This is a genomic window from Cupriavidus sp. 01L415, assembly GCF_056400065.1.
The window spans coordinates 48063-67076 of the sequence record NZ_JBFTSP010000022.1 but is presented as its reverse complement, the minus strand read 5'-3'; the positions used below and the strand labels follow the sequence as shown (position 1 = coordinate 67076).

Below are 19014 nucleotides of genomic sequence, written 5' to 3'. Positions count from 1 at the left end.
GGATCAGTTGGCCAGCAGGTTGCGGACGTGACTGACCACGTCTGCAACGGCCACCGGGGTGGCCTGCGCATCGCGACGACCCTGGTATTCCACCTTGCCTTCCTTCAGGCCGCGGTCGCCCACGACCACGCGGTGCGGCACGCCGATCAGCTCCCAGTCCGCGAACATCACGCCGGGGCGCTCACCACGGTCGTCCAGGATCACGTCGACGCCGGCGGCCTGCAGTTCCGCGTGGATACGGTCGGCTTCGGCGCGCACTGCCTCGTTGCGGTCGTAGCCTACCGGGCACACCACCACGGCAAACGGGGCGATGGCGGCGGGCCAGATGATGCCGCGCTCGTCATAGTTCTGCTCGATGGCGGCACCCAGAATCCGGGTCACGCCAATGCCGTAGCAGCCCATCTGCATCGGCTGGGTCTTGCCGTTTTCGTCGAGGAACGTGGCGCTCATCGATTCGGAATAGCGCGTGCCGAGCATGAACACGTGGCCCACCTCGATGCCGCGGCAGATTTCCAGCGTGCCCTTGCCGTCCGGCGAGGCATCGCCCGCCACCACGTTGCGCAGATCCGCCACGAGCGGCTCGGGCAGGTCGCGCCCCCAGTTCACGCCGGTGTAGTGGTAGTCGCGGTCGTTGGCGCCACAGCAGAAGTCGCTCATGTTGGCGACCGTGCGGTCCGCCACCAGCTTGACGGGCTTCTTCGGGCCGATCGGGCCCAGGTAGCCCGGGGGCGAGCCGAACGTGTCGACGATCTCGTTTTCCGTCGCAAAGCGGAAGTCGGCCAGGCCGGGCACCTTCGACGCCTTGACCTCGTTCAGTTCATGGTCACCGCGGATCAGCAGCAGCCAGATCTCGGCACCCGCCTCGGTGTCCTTGGCCAGGACGATCGACTTGACGGTGCGCTCCAGCGGAATGCCGAGGAACTCGGCCACGTGCTCGCACTTGGACTTCTCGGGCGTCGACGTCTTCTTCAGGTCTTCGCCGGGGGTGGCGCGTCTGGCCAGCAGCGGCAGGGCCTCGGCGGCCTCCATGTTGGCGGCGTAGTCCGAGGTCGGGCAGTAGACGATGGCATCCTCGCCGGTGTCGGCGATCACATGGAACTCGTGCGAGCCCGAACCGCCGATGGCCCCGTTATCCGCCGCCACGGCACGGAACTCCAGGCCGAAACGCTGGAAGATGCGCACGTAGGCGTCGTACATGTTCTGGTACGAGGCTTTCAGGCCATCGGTGTCGCGGTCGAAGGAATAGGCGTCCTTCATCGTGAACTCGCGGCCGCGCATGATGCCGAAGCGCGGACGACGCTCGTCGCGGAACTTGGTCTGGATCTGATAGAAATTGACCGGCAGTTGCTTGTAGCTGCGGATGTCGCTGCGGGCGATGTCGGTCACGACCTCCTCTGAGGTCGGCTGGACGGCGAAGTCGCGCTCGTGGCGATCCTTCAGGCGCAGCAGCTCGGGGCCCATCTTGTCCCAGCGGCCGGTTTCCTGCCAGAGTTCGGCCGGCTGGATCACCGGCATGGACAGCTCCACGGCGCCGGCCCGATTCATTTCCTCGCGAACGATGTTCTCCACCTTGCGGATCACCCGCAGCCCGACCGGCATGTAACTGTAGATGCCGGCGCCCAGTTTCTTGATCATGCCGGCCCGCATCATCAGTTTGTGCGACACGATTTCCGCGTCGGCGGGGGCTTCCTTGAGGGTGGAAATGAAGAATTGCGAGGCTTTCATCCGTTGCTTTCTCGTAAGACCGGGCGCCGCCGGGCAGTACCCGGCCGCCGCGGTGCGGCATTCATTGGGCAGGACGCGCCTGAAACTGCGCTTGCCGCTCGGGGAAAACCAGCATTCCCGGCGTCAGGCCGTCTGGCGCGCTTCCTTTATAATCGTCGTAATTCTAAAGGATTCGAGGTGCAGTCATGCTCGATCGTGAAGGCTTTCGCCCGAACGTCGGCATCATCCTCATCAACGCACGTAACGAGGTTTTCTGGGGCAAGCGAATCGGCGAACACTCCTGGCAGTTTCCGCAGGGCGGCATCAAGTACGGCGAAACGCCGGAACAGGCCATGTACCGCGAGCTGCAAGAAGAAGTCGGCCTGCTTCCGGAGCACGTCAGGATCGTCGGTCGCACGCGCGACTGGTTGCGTTATGAGGTGCCGGACAAGTTCATCCGCCGCGAGATCCGCGGCCACTATAAGGGCCAGAAGCAGATCTGGTTCCTGCTGCGCATGGTCTGCCGCGATTGCGACATCCACCTGCGCGCCACGGACCATCCCGAATTCGACGCCTGGCGTTGGAGCCAGTATTGGGTCCCGCTGGACGCCGTCATCGAATTCAAGCGCGATGTCTACCAGATGGCGCTGACCGAGTTGTCGCGCTTCCTGCACCGGGGGCGCGCGCCGCTCAGCCCTTATGGTAACCACGGCCACCATGCCGGGCACGACCGGCATGGTGACGCTGCGCGCGCGGAGCAGACGGCCGTCGTCACGGTGACGGCCACGGCCGTGGTCACCATGCCAGTGGTCGCCCAGGACGCGTCTCTTGCTTCGCCGGCCAGCCCGGCAACTACCCAACGGAGTTCCGATGAATAGCTTCACCGGCCGGGGCGCTCGCGCCGGCCAGCCCGCCAGCCGCGCGCTGCGCGGTACCTGCCTGTTGCTGGCCGCCGCCTGCCTGACGCTTGCCGGCTGCAAGACCACCAGCAAGGGCATGCCCGAAGAGGAATCCCAGTGGATCAACCCGTTTGAGCCGAAGGATTTCAAGGAAGCCGAGACGCTGCTGCCCCCATTGCCCAAGGATGCGGACCTGATTCCCTTCTCGGTCAGCGGCACCGGTGACTTCCGCTTTGCCGTCGACGGCAAATCCATCGCCGTGGGCGCTGACAACGTGGTGCGCTACACCGTGGTCATCACCAGCCCGGGCGGCGGGCGCAATGTGAACTACGAGGGCATGCGCTGCGACGCTTTCGAGCGCAAGCTGTACGCCACGCTGCCGCAAGGCGCCACCGAGTGGGTACCGAACCGAAGCGAGGACCGCGATACCTGGTATCGCATGGAAACCCGCGCGCGCAACGCTTACTCCGCCACGCTGGCCAAGGATTTCTTCTGCGAGGGCCGCACGGTCGCCGGCAAGCCGGCCCAGATGGCGGCGGACCTGAAGGCACACGCGCCGAGCCGCTGAACCCGGCTCGACGGAAGTCGGACCATCCAAAACAAAACGGCGAGGCCTGCAGCCTCGCCGTTTTGCTTGGTGGCGCATCACCGGATAGCGTCCGATAGCGTCACGCCAGCGGTGCCGGTAACTATCGCACTTTCAGATCAGCACCAGGTTGTCGCGATGGATCAGTTCGGGCTCGTTCAGATGGCCCAGCACCGACTCAATCTCCGACGACGGCTTCCGGGCAATCAGCCGCGCCTCCGCGCTCGAATAGTTCGTGATGCCGCGCGCCACTTCGTGTCCCGCCGGATCGATACAGGCGATCACCTCACCGCGCGCGAACTCGCCCTGCACCTCCACCACACCGATCGGCAGCAGCGACTTGCCGCCACCGGTCAGTTTTTCCACCGCACCGCTGTCGATCACCACGCGGCCACGCAGCTGCAGGTGATCGGCCATCCACTGCTTGCGCGCGGTCAGTCGGCCCGTTGGCGCCAGCAATTGCGTGCCGATGGCCTCGCCCTCCGCCAGACGTCCCAGCACATCGGTCTCGCGGCCGGAGGCGATCGTGGTATGCGCGCCGGACTTTGCCGCGCGCTTGGCGGCCAGGATCTTGGTCAGCATGCCGCCACGGCCAATGGCCGTGCCCGCGCCACCTGCCATTGCCTCCAGTTCGGGCGTGCCCGCCAAGGCTTCGTCCACGAACCTCGCGTTCGGGTCCCTGCGCGGATCGGCGGTATAGAGTCCGCGCTGGTCGGTCAGGATCACCAGCGCATCGCCTTCGATCAGGTTGGTCACCAGCGCGCCGAGCGTATCGTTGTCGCCAAACTTGATTTCGTCGGTGACGACGGTGTCGTTCTCGTTGATGATCGGCACCACGCCCAGCGAGAGCAGCGTCAGTAACGTCGAGCGGGCATTGAGATAGCGTTCGCGGTCCGCTAGGTCGGCATGAGTCAGAAGCACCTGCGCGGTGCGGATGCCGTAGCGGCCAAACTGGCTTTCATAGACCTGCGCCAGACCCATCTGGCCCACGGCGGCTGCGGCTTGCAGCTCGTGGATTTCCTTCGGACGGCGCACCCAGCCCAGGCGTTGCATGCCCTCGGCGATGGCACCGGAGCTGACCAGCACCACTTCCTTGCCGGCGCCGCGCAGCTTGGCAATCTGGGCGGCCCAACGCGCGATGGCGTCGTGATCCAGCCCCTTCCCGTCGTTGGTGACCAGGCTGGAGCCCACCTTGACGACGATACGTTTTGCTTGGGCGATGACCGATTGCATGACGGGTATCCTGTCTCCGGGTGCCGTGTAATGCTGCTTGTTCGGGGAAAAACGTCGTGTCGGGCGCGGCAGCCGGGGGTCAGGCACCGCCGGCTTCGGGATCCACGTTGTGAAGCCGTTCGTCCAGACGGATATCCGGCTCAGCCAGCGCGGCGGCCTCTTCCGCCTTGATCGCGGCGAGGTGGTCCTTGATCGCGTAGATCAGCTCGCGGCAGCCTTCGCCGGTCAGGGCCGAGATATGGAACACCGGGCCCTTCCACTTGTAGCGCTTGACGAAATCCTTCACGCGTGCGGCGCGCTCGTCATCCGGCACCACGTCGAGCTTGTTCAGCACCAGCCAGCGCGGCTTGTCGTACAGCGTTTCGTCGTACTTCTTGAGTTCGTTGACGATCGCCCGCGCCTCGGCCACCGGGTCGACATTCTCGTCGAACGGGGCGATGTCCACGATATGGAGCAGCAGGCCCGTGCGCTGCAGATGGCGCAGGAACTGGTGGCCCAGGCCGGCACCTTCGGCCGCGCCTTCAATCAGGCCCGGGATGTCGGCGACGACAAACGACTGCTCGTGGTCGACGCGCACCACGCCGAGGTTCGGGTGCAGCGTGGTGAACGGATAATCCGCAACTTTCGGACGTGCGTTGGACACGTGCGAAATGAACGTCGACTTGCCGGCATTCGGCATGCCCAGCAGGCCAACGTCGGCCAGTACCTTCAGCTCGAGCCGGAGCATGCGGCGCTCGCCCGGCTTGCCGTCCACCTGCTGGCGCGGCGCGCGATTGGTACTGGACTTGAAATGCAGGTTGCCCCAACCACCCATGCCGCCTTCGGCCAGGCACACGGTCTGCCCGTGCTCGGTCAGGTCGGCGATGACCTCGCCGGTATCCATGTCGGTGATCAGCGTGCCCACCGGCATGCGCAGCGTGACATCTTCGCCGGCGGCGCCGTAGCAATCGGAGCCGCGGCCATTCTCGCCGTTGCGCGCCACGTGCTTCTTGGCGTAGCGAAAGTCGATCAGCGTATTGATATTGCGGTCGGCCTGCGCAAACACGCTGCCGCCACGGCCGCCGTCACCGCCATCGGGGCCACCGAAGGGCACAAACTTCTCGCGCCGGAACGACGCACTCCCGTTGCCGCCATTGCCGGCAATCGCTTCGATTCGGGCTTCGTCGATGAACTTCATGTTGGTCTTCCGTGTGGATCAGGCTGGCGCCATCAATACAGATAGATGCCAGAAATGAAAAAGCCCCGCAAGCTTTGCGGGGCCTTCGTGCTGCAAAGGCTGTATCAGGCCGCCGGAACGACGCTGACTTGCTGCTTCTTGGCAGGGCCTTTGACTGCGAACTGCACGTGGCCGTCCACCAGCGCGAACAGGGTGTGGTCCTTGCCGATACCCACGTTCTCACCAGCGTGCACGCGGGTGCCACGTTGACGAACGATGATGCCGCCGGCGTTGATGGCCTGGCCACCGTACACCTTCACGCCCAGACGCTTCGATTCCGAATCACGGCCGTTCCGCGTAGAGCCGCCGCCTTTTTTCTGTGCCATGTCTTAACTCCTGTTGACCTATTGCGATGCAAGCCTGTGTCCGAGCAATGCTCAGGCAACGATGGCTTCGATGCGCAGTTCGGTGTAATTCTGACGATGGCCCTGGCGCTTCTGGTAGTGCTTGCGACGGCGCATCTTGAAGATCTTCACCTTGTCGTGACGACCTTGGGAGATCACGGTAGCCTTGACGGAAGCCCCGCTCACCAGCGGCGTACCAAACTTGATTTGGTCGCCGGCGCCCACTGCGAGCACCTGGTCCAGCGTGATTTCTGCGCCAATGTCTGCCGGTATCTGTTCTACTTTAAGTTTTTCGCCAGCAGCAACCTTGTATTGCTTGCCGCCGGTTTTTACGACCGCGTACATTGTCGAACCTCTCGATGTGAATGAAACGTCGAATGCTGCCCCGGGAGTCCCCGGAGCCGGCGCCGTTTCCTGCGCCGTTTGAAAGGATCTCAGGCCGGCTGGCCGGGATCCCGCCCGTCAGTGGGTGGCGCGCATACAGGGCTGTATACGGCAAACGCAACCGAAGGAACCGGCAATTGTAAACCAGTTCCAGGAAAAGCGCAAAGAAAACAAGTAGATAGCCTGCCGGTGCGGAGGCAGCGGCGACCGGCGCACATGCCGGGGCACGGGAGTCAGGTCAGGTCGGCCAGCAGGAACCCGGCCAGGGCGGCAAACGCCACCCACCAGGCGGTGCGGCGGACATGCCGGCGGGATGCTTGTGGCTTGTCCATGCTGCAATTATAGGTGGGCACCCACCGTCCGGGCGACTACCGTGCGACGCACGCTTACATTGCCCGGAAATCACCCCGATATCTTCCCGCCTGCGCAAGCCGGCAGCCATGTGCACACCGCCATCGCATATAATCCTCCGGTTTTGCGTAACGGTGATTTCATCTTGTCCCAGTCTTCCGCCACTGCCTTGCTTGCCCCGGTCGCTGCCGACATGCGCGCCGTTGACGCCGTCATCCGTCGGCGCCTGTCGTCGGAAGTGCCGCTGATCGAGCAGATCGGCGAGTACATCATCGGGGCTGGCGGAAAGCGCCTGCGCCCGGTCATCCTGCTGCTCTCCGCCCGGGCATTCGGCTACGACGGCCATCGCCATCACGAGCTGGCCGCGGTAGTGGAATTCATCCACACTGCCACGCTGCTGCACGATGACGTGGTGGACGAATCCGAGCTTCGTCGCGGCCGCCAGACCGCCAATGCGGTGTTCGGCAACGCGGCCAGCGTGCTGGTTGGCGATTTTCTCTATTCGCGCGCATTCCAGATGATGGTGGAAGCCGGCAGCATGCGCATCATGGAAATCCTGTCCAACGCGACCAATGTGATCGCCGAGGGCGAGGTGCTGCAACTGCTGAACATGCACGACCCGGACGTCACCGTCGAGCGCTACCTGCAGGTGATCCGCTACAAGACCGCCAAGCTGTTCGAGGCTTCGGCCGAGCTTGGTGCAGTGCTCGCGGGCGCGGACCCGGCAATGGAAGAAGCCGCCGCCGAGTATGGCCGACGCATCGGCACGGCATTCCAGCTGATCGACGACATGCTGGACTACACCGCCAGCGCGGAGCAGATGGGCAAGAATGCGGGCGACGACCTGCGCGAAGGCAAGCCGACGCTGCCGCTGCTGCATCTGCTGGAACACGGCACCGCCGAGCAGCGCGAACTTGCGCGCGAAGCCATCGTGCAAGGCGGCACGGAACACTTTGATGCGGTGTTCTCCGCGATCCACGCGAGCGGGGCGCTGGAGGTAACCTTCGCGGCCGCGCAGCGCGAAGCGGAGGCAGCGGAAAGAGCGGCAATGCAATTTCCCTCTTCCCAACTGAAGGAAACGCTGATAGACTTGTGTGCTTTCTCGCTGCAACGACAATCCTGACGTCGCAACGCAGAAAAACAAGGAAATCGGGGTGTAGCTTAGCCTGGTAGAGCGCTACGTTCGGGACGTAGAGGCCGGAGGTTCGAATCCTCTCACCCCGACCAGATTTTCGGTGTTACGCGAGTCATCGCGATGCACCCAGCAAAAAAGCCGCACAGCAATGTGCGGCTTTTTTGTTTTTCACGCCCTCGTTTTCTCGAGGCGCTCCCGCGCTTCCTTTCGCACCCCCTCCTCCCGCCCCCCTCGTTTTCCCGGTGCTCATTCCACACGGCCCGCCACGCCCCGCGCCATCCTTCGTCGGCCCGCATCGCGCGCGTACTCCCTCCGTCAACAAGCGCCCCGCGCAAGTAGGGTTGCGGACCTGTCGCACAAACGCCAACGCGTACGCTGCCTCGCTTTACAAAAAGTGACCCCGGCGGCAAACTGCCCCGGTCCGGGACCCACGCCCCGCCGATCCCGCCGCAGTCAACCGCGCCGCCGTTCGATGTTTCGAACGCACGCATATCGCATCGTATTTCGCTATGACACTAGGCCTTGCGCTCGCACAGAGCCGGCGGATCGCACCAGCGCTGCTCGCCCAGCTGGAGCAATCGGCTCGGGAAAAGAAATCGCAGCTGATCGACGAGATCATCGGCAGCGGCACGATGTCCGCGCATGACGTGGCCATCTTCGCTGCCGACAAGTACCAGCTGCCCCTGCTCGACCTGTCGGAGTACAACCTCAACCGCGTGCCGCCCGCACTGGCCGGCAACCGGGAGTTCCACGCCCACCGCCTGCTGCCGCTGGGCCGGCGCGAAAACCGCCTGCTCGTGGCGCTTTCCGACCCCGCCAACCAGGCCGGCGTGGACGCGATCAAGCAGAAGTTCAACCTCCCGGTGGAAACCGTGGTGGTTGAGCACGACAAGCTGATGAAGCATGTGCGTGCCGCCGGTGAGGCGCTGGGCACGATGAAGAACATCTCGCCCACGACGCCCACCGCGCAGAAGATGATCGAATACGATCCGGTGGCCGCGGCCAGCGCCCGAAAGGGGCCGGGCAACGACATCGACGACGCGCCGGTCGTGCGCTTCCTGCAGAAGCTGCTGACCGAGGCGTTCCAGCGCGGCGCATCCGACTTGCACTTCGAACCGTTCGAATTCTTCTACCGCGTACGCTTCCGCGTGGACGGCGTGCTGCAGGAAGTCGCCCGGCCGCCGCTGGATATCCGCGACAAGGTCGCCACCCGGATCAAGGTGCTGTCGCGCCTCGACATCTCGGAAAAGCGCGTGCCGCAGGATGGCCGGATGAAGTTGCTCCTCTCGCTGCCCAAGGACAAGGAAGGCAAGGAAACCGTGGAAAAGGCGATCGACTTCCGCGTCTCCACGCTGCCCACGCTGTTCGGCGAGAAGATCGTGATGCGGATTCTGGAGTCCTCGTCCGACAAGCTCGACATTGATCAGCTCGGCTATGAGCCCGAGCAGAAGGCGCTGCTTCTGGAAGTGATCAAGCGTCCGTACGGGATGGTGCTGGTTACCGGTCCGACCGGCAGCGGCAAGACGGTGTCGCTCTATACGTTCCTGAACATGCTGAACCAAGGCGACATCAATATTTCCACGGCGGAAGATCCCGCGGAAATCCAGCTGCCCGGCATCAACCAGGTCAACGTGAACGACAAGGCCGGCCTGACCTTTGCCGCGGCGCTGAAGTCCTTCCTGCGGCAGGATCCGGACATCATCATGGTCGGCGAAATCCGAGACCTGGAAACCGCCGACATCTCCATCAAGGCCGCCCAGACGGGCCACCTGGTCTTGTCCACGCTGCACACCAACGATGCGCCGACCACGCTGACGCGCCTGATGAACATGGGCGTGGCGCCGTTCAACATCGCGTCGTCCGTATTGATGATCACCGCGCAGCGCCTGGCGCGCCGGCTCTGCACCTGCAAGCGTGCCGGCGATCTCTCGCGCGAAGTGCTGATGGACGCCGGTTTCAAGGAAGCCCATATCGACGGCACCTGGCAACCGTACCATCCGGTCGGCTGCGACCGTTGCAACGGCAGTGGCTACAAGGGCCGTTGCGGGATTTACCAGGTCATGCCGATCACGGAGGCGATGCAACAGATCATTCTCTCGCACGGCACCGCGCTGCAGATCGCCGAACAGGCGCGTCGCGACGGCGTGCTATCGTTGCGGGAAGCCGGCCTGCTCAAGGTCAAGCAAGGGGTCACGTCACTCGAAGAAGTGCTGGCCACCACCAATACGTAAAACAAAAGTCTTAGTCGAGGGGTCAAATCATGGCGACGCGCGCACCAGCGGCGGGCGCCCGGACGGCAGCGCCGTCGCGGGCCAAATCAGGGCGGAAGGCGCCCACGCAGTACATCTTCGAATGGGAAGCCAAGGACCGCAAGGGCAAGTCCTTCAAGGGCGAGCAGCGGGCCGAGAGCCAGGCGGAGGTCACCGCCACACTGCGCAAGCAGGGCCTCACCGTCGTCAAGATGAAGAAGCGCAAGGCGGCGCGCGGCAAGAAGATTACCGAGAAGGACATCGCGTACTTCACCCGCCAGCTGTCGACGATGCTCAAGGCGGGTATCCCGCTGCTGCAATCGATCGATATCATCGCGCGCGGCCACGCCAATCCCAATTTCACGCAACTGCTGGCCGAGATCCGCTTCGACATCGAGTCCGGCAGCAGCATGGCCATGGCATTCCGGCGCCAGCCGAAGTACTTCGACACGCTGTACTGCAACCTGATCGATGCCGGCGAGCAAGGCGGTATCCTGGACGCGCTGCTGGAGCGGCTCTCGCTCTATATGGAAAAGAGCATCGCGCTGAAGAGCCAGATCAAGTCCGCGATGATCTATCCGATCGCCGTGCTGACCGTGGCATTCGCCGTGACGGTGGTCCTGATGCTGTTCGTGATCCCGGCCTTCAAGGGCGTGTTCTCGAACTTCGGCGCGGCCCTGCCCGCGCCCACGATGTTCGTGATCAATATCTCGGACTTCTTTGTCCAGTACTGGTACCTGGTGGTTGGCCTGCCGATCGCCTCCATCATCACCTATGTCCGGGCGAGGAAATCGTCGGAGAAGGTGCAGCGCTGGCACGACAAGGCCCTGCTCAAGCTGCCGATCTTCGGCAGCCTGTTCCGGAAGGCCGTGATCGCACGCTGGACCCGCACGCTGGCAACGATGTTCGCGGCCGGCACGCCACTGGTGGAGTCGATGGAATCGGTGGCCGGCGCGGCCGGCAACTGGCTCTATTACGATGCCACGCGCGAGATCGAACAGGCCGTGCGGATCGGTACCAGCCTGACCAACGCCATGCAGGCCACGCACGTGTTCGACAACATGGTGCTGCAGATGACGCAGATCGGTGAGGAATCCGGCGCGCTGGACAACATGCTGCTCAAGGTGGCGGAGTTCTACGAGCGCGAGGTCGACGACGCCGTGGCAGCCATCTCCAGCCTGATCGAGCCGCTGATCATCGTGATCCTGGGCGTCCTGATTGGCGGCATGGTGGTGGCCATGTACCTGCCGATCTTCAAGCTGGGACAGGTGGTGTAAGGCATGCAGTCAGTCTTTGGCGCCGCTGGCGCCGCAACGCTGCCGGTGCTGGCGGCCCTGCCGCCGGCATTCCTGGTGGCAGTGGCCGGGCTGCTGGGCCTCGTGGTGGGCAGTTTTCTCAACGTGGTGATCCATCGCCTGCCCCGGATGATGGAGTACGACGAGGCCAATTACCTGGCCGAATTGCGTAATGAACCGCTGCCGCATCCAGGGCGCTACAACCTGATGGTGCCGCGATCGGCCTGCCCGCATTGCGGCCACCAGATCGCGGCATGGGAGAACATCCCCGTCATCAGCTATCTGTTCCTGCGCGGCAAGTGCTCGTCCTGCAAGGCGCCGATCGGCATCCGCTATCCGCTGGTCGAACTGGCGACGGCCGTGCTCAGCGCCCTGGCGATGTGGCACTTCGGCCCGACGGCTCAGGCACTGGCCGCGATCGTCATGGTCTGGGCGCTGGTCTCGCTGACGATGATCGACGCCGATACCCAGCTGCTGCCGGACCAGATCACGCTGCCGCTGCTGTGGCTGGGGCTGCTACTGAATCTCCAGGGCCTGTTCGCCACGCTGGCCGATGCCGTGATTGGTGCGGCGGCCGGCTACCTGCTGCTGTGGAGCGTCTACTGGTTGTTCAAGCTCGTACGCGGCAAGGAAGGCATGGGCTACGGCGACTTCAAGCTGATGGGTGCCCTCGGTGCCTGGTTCGGCTGGCAGGCACTGCCCGCGCTGGTGTTGCTGTCGTCGGTCGTCGGTGCGTTGTTCGGCCTGGGACTGCTCGTCGTGCGGCGCCAGGGCAGCGAAACGCCCTTCCCCTATGGACCATTCATCGCCGGCGCCGGCCTGATCGTCCTGTTCTTCGGCGCCGATGTGCTACCGCTGGGACTCGTGACCAGCCACTGACAGCACGCCGACAGGCCGCCAACGATCGCAAGCTGGTATCGTTGGCGGCATTCGCCACGATTGTTCAACACCGCCCCATGCTGGAAATCGGACTCACCGGCGGCATTGGCTCCGGCAAGACCCGCGTCGCCGACTTGTTCGCCGCGCGAGGCGCCGCGCTGATCGATACCGACCTGATCGCCCACGAGATCACGGCACCCGGTGGTGCCGCCATCGCGCCACTGGTGGCCGCCTTCGGCCCCGGCTGCCTGCGCCCGGACGGCGCAATGGACCGCGACGCCATGCGCGCGCTGGTTTTCTCCGACCCAACCGCCAAGGCCACACTCGAGGGCATCACCCATCCGCTGATACGAAGTGTGACCGAGGCGCGCGCCGTGGCCATCCGCGCCGCCGGCCAGCATCCGTACCTGATTTACGTGGTGCCGCTGCTGGTGGAATCGGGCAAGTGGCGCGGACGCGTCGGGCGCGTACTGGTGGTGGACTGCCACGAGGAGACGCAGATCTCACGCGTGATGGCGCGCAACGGATTCACGCGCGAGCAGGTGTTGTCGATCATGCACCGCCAGGCGACGCGCGCAGAACGACTCGCACAGGCGGACGACGTGGTCGACAACGATGGCCCACCCGACGCGCTGCCGCCACAAGTGGCCCGGCTGGATGCGCTGTATCGCGCGCAAGGCGCCGTGCCGGCGGCACCGGGCGGGGAAGAATAGCGGCCCGCGCGGGTTGCACGGGCCCTGGGTCCATCGCGGGCAAGTCCTGCACACGTCCCGAGTACGTCGCACGGCCACGTTGCATTTGTCCTCAGCGCCCGACTCGCATAGAATGCGCTGAACATGCCGGGAAATGAGCGCTTACTGACGGCTTCCGGCCTGTGTGCCACCTCCCGCGCGCGGGTGTTGCCGGCCACGGGCAGGCCCCGAACGCCCACCGGCTGAAACGACCCGCCAACCGCCGCGCCGCACGGACACCGCACTTGATCCTGTACGAATATCCTTTCAACGAACGCATCAGGACGCTCCTGCGCCTGGAAGACCTGTTCGATCGGCTGGATTATTTCCTCGTACAGGAACATCCCCAGCAGCATCACGTCGCCATCACCACGCTGTTCGAAATCATCGACGTGGCCGGCCGTGCCGACCTCAAGACGGACCTGATCAAGGAACTGGAGCGGCAACGCCAGGCGCTGTCGCCGCTGCGCGCCAATCCGCAAATCGACCAGGACGCGCTCGCCAATGTCATCACCGAGATCGAGCAGGGCATCGCCGCGCTGAACCAGACCGTGGGCAAGGCCGGCCAACTGCTGGCCGACAACGAGTGGCTCACGAGCATCCGCAGCCGCGCGATCATCCCCGGCGGCACCTGCGAATTCGACTTGCCCGCCTACTATGCGTGGCAGCATCGCCCGTCCGAGGATCGCCGCTCGGACATCCTCAAGTGGGCCCGCCCGCTGACTTCGCTGCGCATGGGTGCCTCCATCGTGCTGCGCCTGCTGCGTGAGTCCGGCCAGAGCGGCAAGGTGATTGCCACGGGTGGCAGCTATCAGCAGATGCTGTCTGGACGAAGCTATCAACTGATGCAGGTCTACCTGGATGAATCGCTGCTTGCATTCATCCCGGAGATGAGCGCCAACAAGTACATGCTGTGGGTGCGCTTCACCCAGCAGGACGGCGACATGCGGCCGCGTTCGGTCGACGCCGATATTCCGTTCCTGCTCAAGCTCTGTAATTTCTGAAGTCCGCCGATGCCCGCCGTCGTTAAATGTCCCACCTGCGGCAAGGATGTCGCATGGGTGCCGGAAAACAAGTTCCGCCCATTCTGTTCCGATCGCTGCAAGCAGATTGACCTGGGCGCCTGGGCGGCCGAGAAGTACGTCATCGGCGGCAAGCCCGGCGAGACGCCGCAGGATTCGCCGGAAGACGAGGAAGACTGAGGGCCTCGCCTCGCCTTCCTGCTGTCACCTTCCTGCCTGATATCGTGTCCGACCGCCCGCCTACCGGGCGGCAAGCACGCGCTGGCAGAATCCCACGCAAACCAGCACAAAGACCGCCAGGCCCAGCCATTGCGCGGTCGCGCCGAACCCTTCGCCGACCAGCGCCAGCGGCGCCTCCTTGCCTGACAGGCCAATCACCGCGGCCAGCGCCACACCCACCAGGCTCTCGCCGACAATCAGGCCGGAAGCCAGCAGCGTGCCGCGCCGTTCGGCATGCTCAACCGCCAGCTTCACGTCGTCGCCACGCGCAGCGGCACGTCGGCGCTCAGCGCGCAGCAGCCACCAGGACAGCACCGCCCCCACTACGAGTGCCGAACTGATCGTCGGCGGCAGATAGATGCCAATGCCCACAGCCAGCACGGGCAACCGGGCCACGCCGCCCCGGCGGCGCAGCATTTCGTCGATCGTGATCAGCACCACACCCAGCGCCACGCCGATCAGGATCATGGTCCAGTTGAGCTGGTGCGTGAAGATGCCCGTGGCGATGGCCGTCATGAGCGTGGCCTGCGGCGCGGCAAGGGCCTGGCCCGGATCCATGTCGGCCCTGGGCAGCGCGCCCGCGAAACCATAGGCGTGGTACAGCAGCTCCAGCACGGGCGGGATCACGGCCGCACCGACCGCGCAGCCGATCAGCAGGGCCACCTGCTGACGCCATGGCGTGGCGCCGACGATCCAGCCCGTCTTCAGGTCCTGCAGGTTGTCATTGGAAATCGACGCCACGGCCACGACGGCCGAGGTCGTGAAGATGGCCAGCGCGATCGCGAACTTGCCGCCCTCCGCCGTGCCGAGCAGGCCGTCCAGCGTACCGATGCCCAGGATCAGCAGCGAAACCAGGATCACGGCGATGATGCCGATTCCGGAAATCGGGCTGGCGGACGATCCGACCAGGCCGGCCATATAGCCGCATGCGGCCGCCACCAGGAAGCCGAACACGAACGCGAACAGCACAGCGCAGGCCACGAGGCGCCAGCTCGCCCCCGCATCCAGCGGTGCCAGGGCAAGGAAGTGACCGAACGTGATGGCCAGCACGACCAGCAGCACCAGCGTGATGACACCGATCCAGACGGCAGGCAGATCGCGCTGCGTACGCGGAACCGGACCGCCCTCGCCCACGCCGCTGCCGCGCAGCGCACCCATCGACGCGCGAATGCCCTCCATCATCGGCTTGAACAGCGTGCCGAGTGTCCAGATCGCCGCGATGCCGATGGTGCCGGCACCAATAAAGCGTGCCTGCGTACTCCACACCGACGTGCCAAAGCTGGCCAGCGTGGCGCCGGACGGCATCGGCGTGACGGCCGTGAGCCACGGCACGGCGATGCCCCAGGTCAGCGCCAGCCCTAGCAGCATGGCCAGCCCGCCGACGATGCCGACGAGATAACCAGCCCCGACCAGCGCAAGCGAGAATCCCATCGACAGCCGCACCACCGACGCCCCCGCTGCCAGCCACGCGTTGGCGCCCTCGGCCAGCACGCGCAGACCACCCGCGGCGAAGCTGAACACGCCCGCGGCCACGCCGCCCGCCAAGAGATCGGCCAGGCCGGTTGCCTGTTTCTTGCCGGCCGCATCGGCCGGGGCGGCGCTACCCACACGCAGGATTTCCGCGGCGGCCACGCCTTCGGGATACGGCAGGTCGCTCTTCACCACCATCGCATGGCGCAAAGGGATGCTGAAGATCACGCCGAGCATGCCGCCAGCGGCGCAGATCGACAGCGTCTGCCAGAACGGAAAGCCTTGCCAGTGCCCGAGCATGACCAGCCCCGGCAGGATAAAGATGATCGACGACAGAGTGCCCGCAGCGGACGCCTGCGTCTGCACCATGTTGTTCTCGAGGATGTTTGCGCCGGGGAAGAGCCGCAGCACGGCCATGGAGATGACGGCGGCGGGAATCGCGGACGAGAAGGTCAGGCCGACCTTGAGTCCCAGGTAGATGTTCGAGGCAGTGAACACCACCGTGATCAGCGCGCCCAGAATGACGCCGCGCAGCGTCAGTTCGGGCAGCGAAACAGCGTCATCGATGCGGTCAACACGTTGCATTGAGCCTCCAGTGTTTGTTGTTCAGGTTCTGGCGACGGGGGCGACGGGACTGCAAGTTCTGCGCTAGCGGGATTCCTCCGACAGCCATTCCACCACTGGGATCGTCGCCGGCAGCAGCGGCCCCACGGTCACGGGCACGGCCTGCCAGGAGAAGGCCTGGCCTTCGCGGCCGACGGGATCGCCGCGCCAATCCGTGACCTTGCAGAAGTAGAGCCGCACATAGGCGTGCGGATAGTCATGTTCCAGCGTGTGCCAGCGTTCGCAGCGGGTCACGTCGAGGCCCAGTTCCTCGTGCAGCTCACGCGCCAGCGCGGCCTCCACCGATTCGCCCGGCTCCAGCTTGCCGCCCGGAAATTCCCAGTAGCCCTCGTACGGCTTGCCGGCCGGCCGTTGCGCCAGCAGGAAGCGGCCATCGGGCTGGATCATCACGCCGACGGCCACCTCGGTTACCTTGCGTGGCTGCCCGTCGGTCGTCACGATCGTTTCCGACTTGGCGCTCATGCCTGGCTGCCATCCACGTCTGGCAAGAACGGCTTGCCGTGCTTGCCGCCCCAGTCGCGCGCGAACTGCCACGCCACACGGCCCGAGCGTGAGCCACGCTCGAGCGCCCAGACCAGTGCATCGCCGCGTGCGGCGGCAATGTCCTCCGCGCTGCAGCCAAAGTGCGACAGCCAGTGGCCGACGATGGCCAGGTATTCGTCCTGCTTGGGCGGATAAAACGACAGCCACAGGCCGAAGCGCTCGGACAGCGAGATCTTTTCCTCGACCACCTCGCCCGGATGGATTTCGCCATCGGCGGTGTGCTGGTAGGTCTCGTTGTCCTTCATGTACTCGGGCAGCAGGTGCCGGCGGTTGGACGTAGCGTAGATCAGCACATTGTCCGATTGCGCCGCCACGGACCCGTCCAGCGCCGACTTCAGCGACTTGTAGCCCGACTCGCCTTCCTCGAACGACAGGTCATCGCAGAAGATCACGAACCGCTCGGGACGCTGCGACACTTGTTCGACGATATCGCCGAGGTCGCCGAGGTCGTCCTTGTCGACTTCGACCAGACGCAGGCCATCCTTCACATAGGCATTCAGGCAGGCCTTGATCAGCGACGACTTGCCCGTACCGCGCGCGCCGGTCAGCAGCACGTTGTTGGCCGGCAGACGGGCCACGAACTGACGCGTATTGGCGACGATGGCGTCCTTCTGGCGCTCGATGTTCTTCAGGTCGTCCAGGTGGATCGGCGGCAGCTGGCGAATCGGCTGGAGGTAGCCAATGTTGCCAAACAGGCTTTGCCGCTTGCGCCAGCGGAACGCTACCGCCTCCTGCCAGTCCGCGTCGGTCAGTTGCGGCGGCAGCCATTGTTCGAGTCGGGCAAGGAAGGAGTCGAGGCGGGAGGCGAGGTCAGACATGGCGAGGCGCGAAAGCGAGAGATGACAGCTGGGATGCCGACCCGCGTGGCGGGCCGGCGGGGCAACGCATCAGGAACGATAGTCGGCGTTGATCGACACGTAGTCGTGCGAGAGGTCGCACGTCCATACCGTGGCTTCGGCATTGCCGCGGCCCAGGGCGATGCGCACCGTGATCTCGGCCTGCTTCATCACGCGCTGGCCATCCTCTTCACGATAGTCGGGATTACGGCCGCCGTCGCGGGCAACCCAGACATCGTCGAGCCACAGGTTCACGCGGTCCACATCCAGGTCGTTCACGCCCGCGTAGCCCACCGCGGCCAGGATGCGGCCGAGGTTGGGGTCCGATGCGTAGAACGCCGTCTTGACCAGCGGCGAGTGCGCAACGGCATAGGCGATCTGGCGGCACTCGGCCACATTCTTGCCGCCTTCCACGCGGATCGTCATCAGCTTGGTGGCGCCTTCGCCGTCGCGGACGATCATCTGCGCCAGCTCCTGCGCCAGCGCCGTCACGGCGTCGCGCAGCGCTGCAAACGCCGGGCCGTCGGCACGGTCGACGACCGCGCCCGACTTACCCGTGGCGATCAGCACGAAGGAGTCGTTGGTCGACGTGTCGCCATCGATGGTGATGCTGTTGAACGAATGGTCAGCGGCGTGCGAGACCAGCGCCTGCAGCACCGGCTGGGCCACGGCGGCGTCCATGGCGATAAAGCCGAGCATGGTGGCCATGTTCGGGCGGATCATGCCGGCGCCCTTGCTGATACCGGACAGTGTGACGGTCTTGCCGTCGATCTGCACCGTGCGCGACGCGGCCTTCGGCTGCGTGTCGGTGGTCATGATCGATTCGGCGGCGGCCAGCCAGTTGTCTGCGCGCGCGTTGGCGATGGCGGCGGGCAGGGCCGCGGTCAGGCGATCGACCGGCAATGGCTCCAGGATCACGCCGGTCGAAAACGGCAGCACCTGATTCGCCGCGATTCCGAGTTGTGCGGCCACGGCATCGCACGTGGCGCGCGCGGCCACCAGGCCCGGCTCGCCGGTGCCGGCGTTGGCATTGCCGGTATTCACCACCAGGGCGCGGATGCCCTTGCCTGCGGCCAGGTGCTCGCGGCAGACCTGGACCGGTGCGGCGCAGAAGCGGTTCTGGGTGAAGACGCCCGCCACGGTGCTGCCTTCGGCCACCCGGACCACCAGCACATCCTTGCGGTTGGCCTTGCGAATTCCGCCTTCGGCCCAGCCGAGCTCCACGCCGGCGACGGATTTGAGGTTTTCTGCCTGAGGCAGGGGCAGGTTGACGGGCATGTGCGTTTCCTCTCTG

Annotated in this window: 18 protein-coding genes and 1 tRNA gene; 10 read left to right on the top strand and 9 right to left on the bottom strand. The window is 65.0% G+C overall.

Annotated elements, in window-relative coordinates; translation table 11 throughout:
• Positions 1-3 precede the first annotated feature (3 nt).
• The gene (locus AC1DOX_RS23790; protein ID WP_441621580.1) at positions 4-1725 is read right to left on the bottom strand and encodes a proline--tRNA ligase; all 1722 of its coding nucleotides are present in this window, start codon (positions 1723-1725) and stop codon (positions 4-6) included.
• A gap of 185 nt (positions 1726-1910) precedes the next feature.
• Here AC1DOX_RS23790 and AC1DOX_RS23785 point away from each other — a divergent pair, with 185 nt between their 5' ends.
• Both AC1DOX_RS23785 and AC1DOX_RS23780 read left to right on the top strand, forming a co-directional pair.
• Positions 1911-2582 carry an RNA pyrophosphohydrolase gene (locus AC1DOX_RS23785; protein WP_441621578.1) on the top strand — a complete coding sequence of 224 codons (672 nt, stop codon included), beginning with the start codon at positions 1911-1913 and terminating at the stop codon, positions 2580-2582.
• The gene (locus AC1DOX_RS23780; protein ID WP_092142113.1) at positions 2575-3171 is read left to right on the top strand and encodes a CNP1-like family protein; all 597 of its coding nucleotides are present in this window, start codon (positions 2575-2577) and stop codon (positions 3169-3171) included. The genes AC1DOX_RS23785 and AC1DOX_RS23780 overlap by 8 nt, the downstream gene beginning before the upstream one ends.
• 132 nt (positions 3172-3303) lie before the next feature.
• Here the strand turns inward: AC1DOX_RS23780 and proB are convergent, their stop codons facing one another.
• From proB to rplU, 4 genes are all read right to left on the bottom strand, one after another.
• Positions 3304-4422 carry a glutamate 5-kinase gene (proB, locus tag AC1DOX_RS23775; protein ID WP_441621576.1) on the bottom strand — a complete coding sequence of 373 codons (1119 nt, stop codon included), beginning with the start codon at positions 4420-4422 and terminating at the stop codon, positions 3304-3306.
• A 79-nt stretch (positions 4423-4501) separates the two neighbouring features.
• Positions 4502-5599, bottom strand: coding sequence for an Obg family GTPase CgtA (obgE, locus tag AC1DOX_RS23770; RefSeq protein ID WP_092142107.1), 1098 nt, complete (start codon positions 5597-5599; stop codon positions 4502-4504).
• Positions 5600-5703: 104 nt separating this feature from the next.
• On the bottom strand, positions 5704-5964 hold the full coding sequence (rpmA, locus tag AC1DOX_RS23765) for a 50S ribosomal protein L27 (protein WP_092142104.1): 261 nt from the start codon (positions 5962-5964) through the stop codon (positions 5704-5706).
• Between the two features lie 51 nt (positions 5965-6015).
• Entirely contained in the window at positions 6016-6327 is a 312-nt protein-coding gene (gene rplU / locus AC1DOX_RS23760) for a 50S ribosomal protein L21 (protein ID WP_006576525.1), read from the bottom strand.
• Positions 6328-6910: 583 nt separating this feature from the next.
• Here rplU and ispB point away from each other — a divergent pair.
• The 8 genes from ispB (at position 6911) to AC1DOX_RS23720 (ending at position 14208) form a co-directional block, all read left to right on the top strand.
• A complete protein-coding gene (ispB, locus tag AC1DOX_RS23755; protein WP_092142101.1) occupies positions 6911-7840 on the top strand; it encodes an octaprenyl diphosphate synthase in 930 nt (309 codons plus the stop codon).
• Positions 7841-7867: 27 nt separating this feature from the next.
• Positions 7868-7944 (top strand) — tRNA-Pro (locus tag AC1DOX_RS23750).
• Positions 7945-8361: 417 nt separating this feature from the next.
• On the top strand, positions 8362-10083 hold the full coding sequence (gene pilB / locus AC1DOX_RS23745) for a type IV-A pilus assembly ATPase PilB (protein WP_092142098.1): 1722 nt from the start codon (positions 8362-8364) through the stop codon (positions 10081-10083).
• Positions 10084-10112: 29 nt separating this feature from the next.
• Positions 10113-11378 carry a type II secretion system F family protein gene (locus AC1DOX_RS23740; protein WP_477101519.1) on the top strand — a complete coding sequence of 422 codons (1266 nt, stop codon included), beginning with the start codon at positions 10113-10115 and terminating at the stop codon, positions 11376-11378.
• Positions 11379-11381: 3 nt separating this feature from the next.
• Complete coding sequence (locus AC1DOX_RS23735) at positions 11382-12275, top strand: prepilin peptidase (protein ID WP_441621571.1); 894 nt, start codon at positions 11382-11384, stop codon at positions 12273-12275.
• Positions 12276-12352: 77 nt separating this feature from the next.
• Positions 12353-12988, top strand: coding sequence for a dephospho-CoA kinase (gene coaE, locus AC1DOX_RS23730; RefSeq protein ID WP_441621569.1), 636 nt, complete (start codon positions 12353-12355; stop codon positions 12986-12988).
• A gap of 263 nt (positions 12989-13251) precedes the next feature.
• On the top strand, positions 13252-14010 hold the full coding sequence (zapD, locus tag AC1DOX_RS23725) for a cell division protein ZapD (protein ID WP_441621567.1): 759 nt from the start codon (positions 13252-13254) through the stop codon (positions 14008-14010).
• Between the two features lie 9 nt (positions 14011-14019).
• Entirely contained in the window at positions 14020-14208 is a 189-nt protein-coding gene (locus tag AC1DOX_RS23720; RefSeq protein WP_092142083.1) for a DNA gyrase inhibitor YacG, read from the top strand.
• A gap of 60 nt (positions 14209-14268) precedes the next feature.
• Here the strand turns inward: AC1DOX_RS23720 and AC1DOX_RS23715 are convergent, their stop codons facing one another.
• The 4 genes from AC1DOX_RS23715 to argJ form a co-directional block, all read right to left on the bottom strand.
• Positions 14269-16302 (bottom strand): OPT family oligopeptide transporter, encoded by a 2034-nt coding sequence (locus AC1DOX_RS23715; RefSeq protein ID WP_441621565.1) that lies wholly within the window; start codon positions 16300-16302, stop codon positions 14269-14271.
• Between the two features lie 63 nt (positions 16303-16365).
• Positions 16366-16803 (bottom strand): NUDIX domain-containing protein, encoded by a 438-nt coding sequence (locus AC1DOX_RS23710; RefSeq protein WP_441621563.1) that lies wholly within the window; start codon positions 16801-16803, stop codon positions 16366-16368.
• Positions 16800-17702 carry an ATP-binding protein gene (locus tag AC1DOX_RS23705; RefSeq protein WP_441621561.1) on the bottom strand — a complete coding sequence of 301 codons (903 nt, stop codon included), beginning with the start codon at positions 17700-17702 and terminating at the stop codon, positions 16800-16802. Before AC1DOX_RS23705 ends, AC1DOX_RS23710 begins: the two co-directional genes overlap by 4 nt.
• A gap of 69 nt (positions 17703-17771) precedes the next feature.
• A complete protein-coding gene (argJ, locus tag AC1DOX_RS23700; RefSeq protein WP_092142072.1) occupies positions 17772-18998 on the bottom strand; it encodes a bifunctional glutamate N-acetyltransferase/amino-acid acetyltransferase ArgJ in 1227 nt (408 codons plus the stop codon).
• Positions 18999-19014: the final 16 nt, after the last annotated feature.

Excerpts from the sequence above, each read along its gene's own strand:
- AC1DOX_RS23780 (WP_092142113.1), top strand. The coding sequence starts at position 2,575 with ATGAATAGCTTCACCGGCCGGGGCGCTCGCGCCGGCCAGCCCGCCAGC.
- proB (WP_441621576.1), bottom strand. The coding sequence starts at position 4,422 with ATGCAATCGGTCATCGCCCAAGCAAAACGTATCGTCGTCAAGGTGGGC.
- AC1DOX_RS23740 (WP_477101519.1), top strand. The coding sequence starts at position 10,113 with ATGGCGACGCGCGCACCAGCGGCGGGCGCCCGGACGGCAGCGCCGTCG.
- AC1DOX_RS23720 (WP_092142083.1), top strand. The coding sequence starts at position 14,020 with ATGCCCGCCGTCGTTAAATGTCCCACCTGCGGCAAGGATGTCGCATGG.
- rplU (WP_006576525.1), bottom strand. The coding sequence starts at position 6,327 with ATGTACGCGGTCGTAAAAACCGGCGGCAAGCAATACAAGGTTGCTGCT.
- rpmA (WP_092142104.1), bottom strand. The coding sequence starts at position 5,964 with ATGGCACAGAAAAAAGGCGGCGGCTCTACGCGGAACGGCCGTGATTCG.
- AC1DOX_RS23705 (WP_441621561.1), bottom strand. The coding sequence starts at position 17,702 with ATGTCTGACCTCGCCTCCCGCCTCGACTCCTTCCTTGCCCGACTCGAA.
- argJ (WP_092142072.1), bottom strand. The coding sequence starts at position 18,998 with ATGCCCGTCAACCTGCCCCTGCCTCAGGCAGAAAACCTCAAATCCGTC.
- coaE (WP_441621569.1), top strand. The coding sequence starts at position 12,353 with ATGCTGGAAATCGGACTCACCGGCGGCATTGGCTCCGGCAAGACCCGC.
- AC1DOX_RS23790 (WP_441621580.1), bottom strand. The coding sequence starts at position 1,725 with ATGAAAGCCTCGCAATTCTTCATTTCCACCCTCAAGGAAGCCCCCGCC.
- AC1DOX_RS23735 (WP_441621571.1), top strand. The coding sequence starts at position 11,382 with ATGCAGTCAGTCTTTGGCGCCGCTGGCGCCGCAACGCTGCCGGTGCTG.
- ispB (WP_092142101.1), top strand. The coding sequence starts at position 6,911 with ATGCGCGCCGTTGACGCCGTCATCCGTCGGCGCCTGTCGTCGGAAGTG.
- pilB (WP_092142098.1), top strand. The coding sequence starts at position 8,362 with ATGACACTAGGCCTTGCGCTCGCACAGAGCCGGCGGATCGCACCAGCG.
- obgE (WP_092142107.1), bottom strand. The coding sequence starts at position 5,599 with ATGAAGTTCATCGACGAAGCCCGAATCGAAGCGATTGCCGGCAATGGC.
- AC1DOX_RS23715 (WP_441621565.1), bottom strand. The coding sequence starts at position 16,302 with ATGCAACGTGTTGACCGCATCGATGACGCTGTTTCGCTGCCCGAACTG.
- AC1DOX_RS23785 (WP_441621578.1), top strand. The coding sequence starts at position 1,911 with ATGCTCGATCGTGAAGGCTTTCGCCCGAACGTCGGCATCATCCTCATC.
- AC1DOX_RS23710 (WP_441621563.1), bottom strand. The coding sequence starts at position 16,803 with ATGAGCGCCAAGTCGGAAACGATCGTGACGACCGACGGGCAGCCACGC.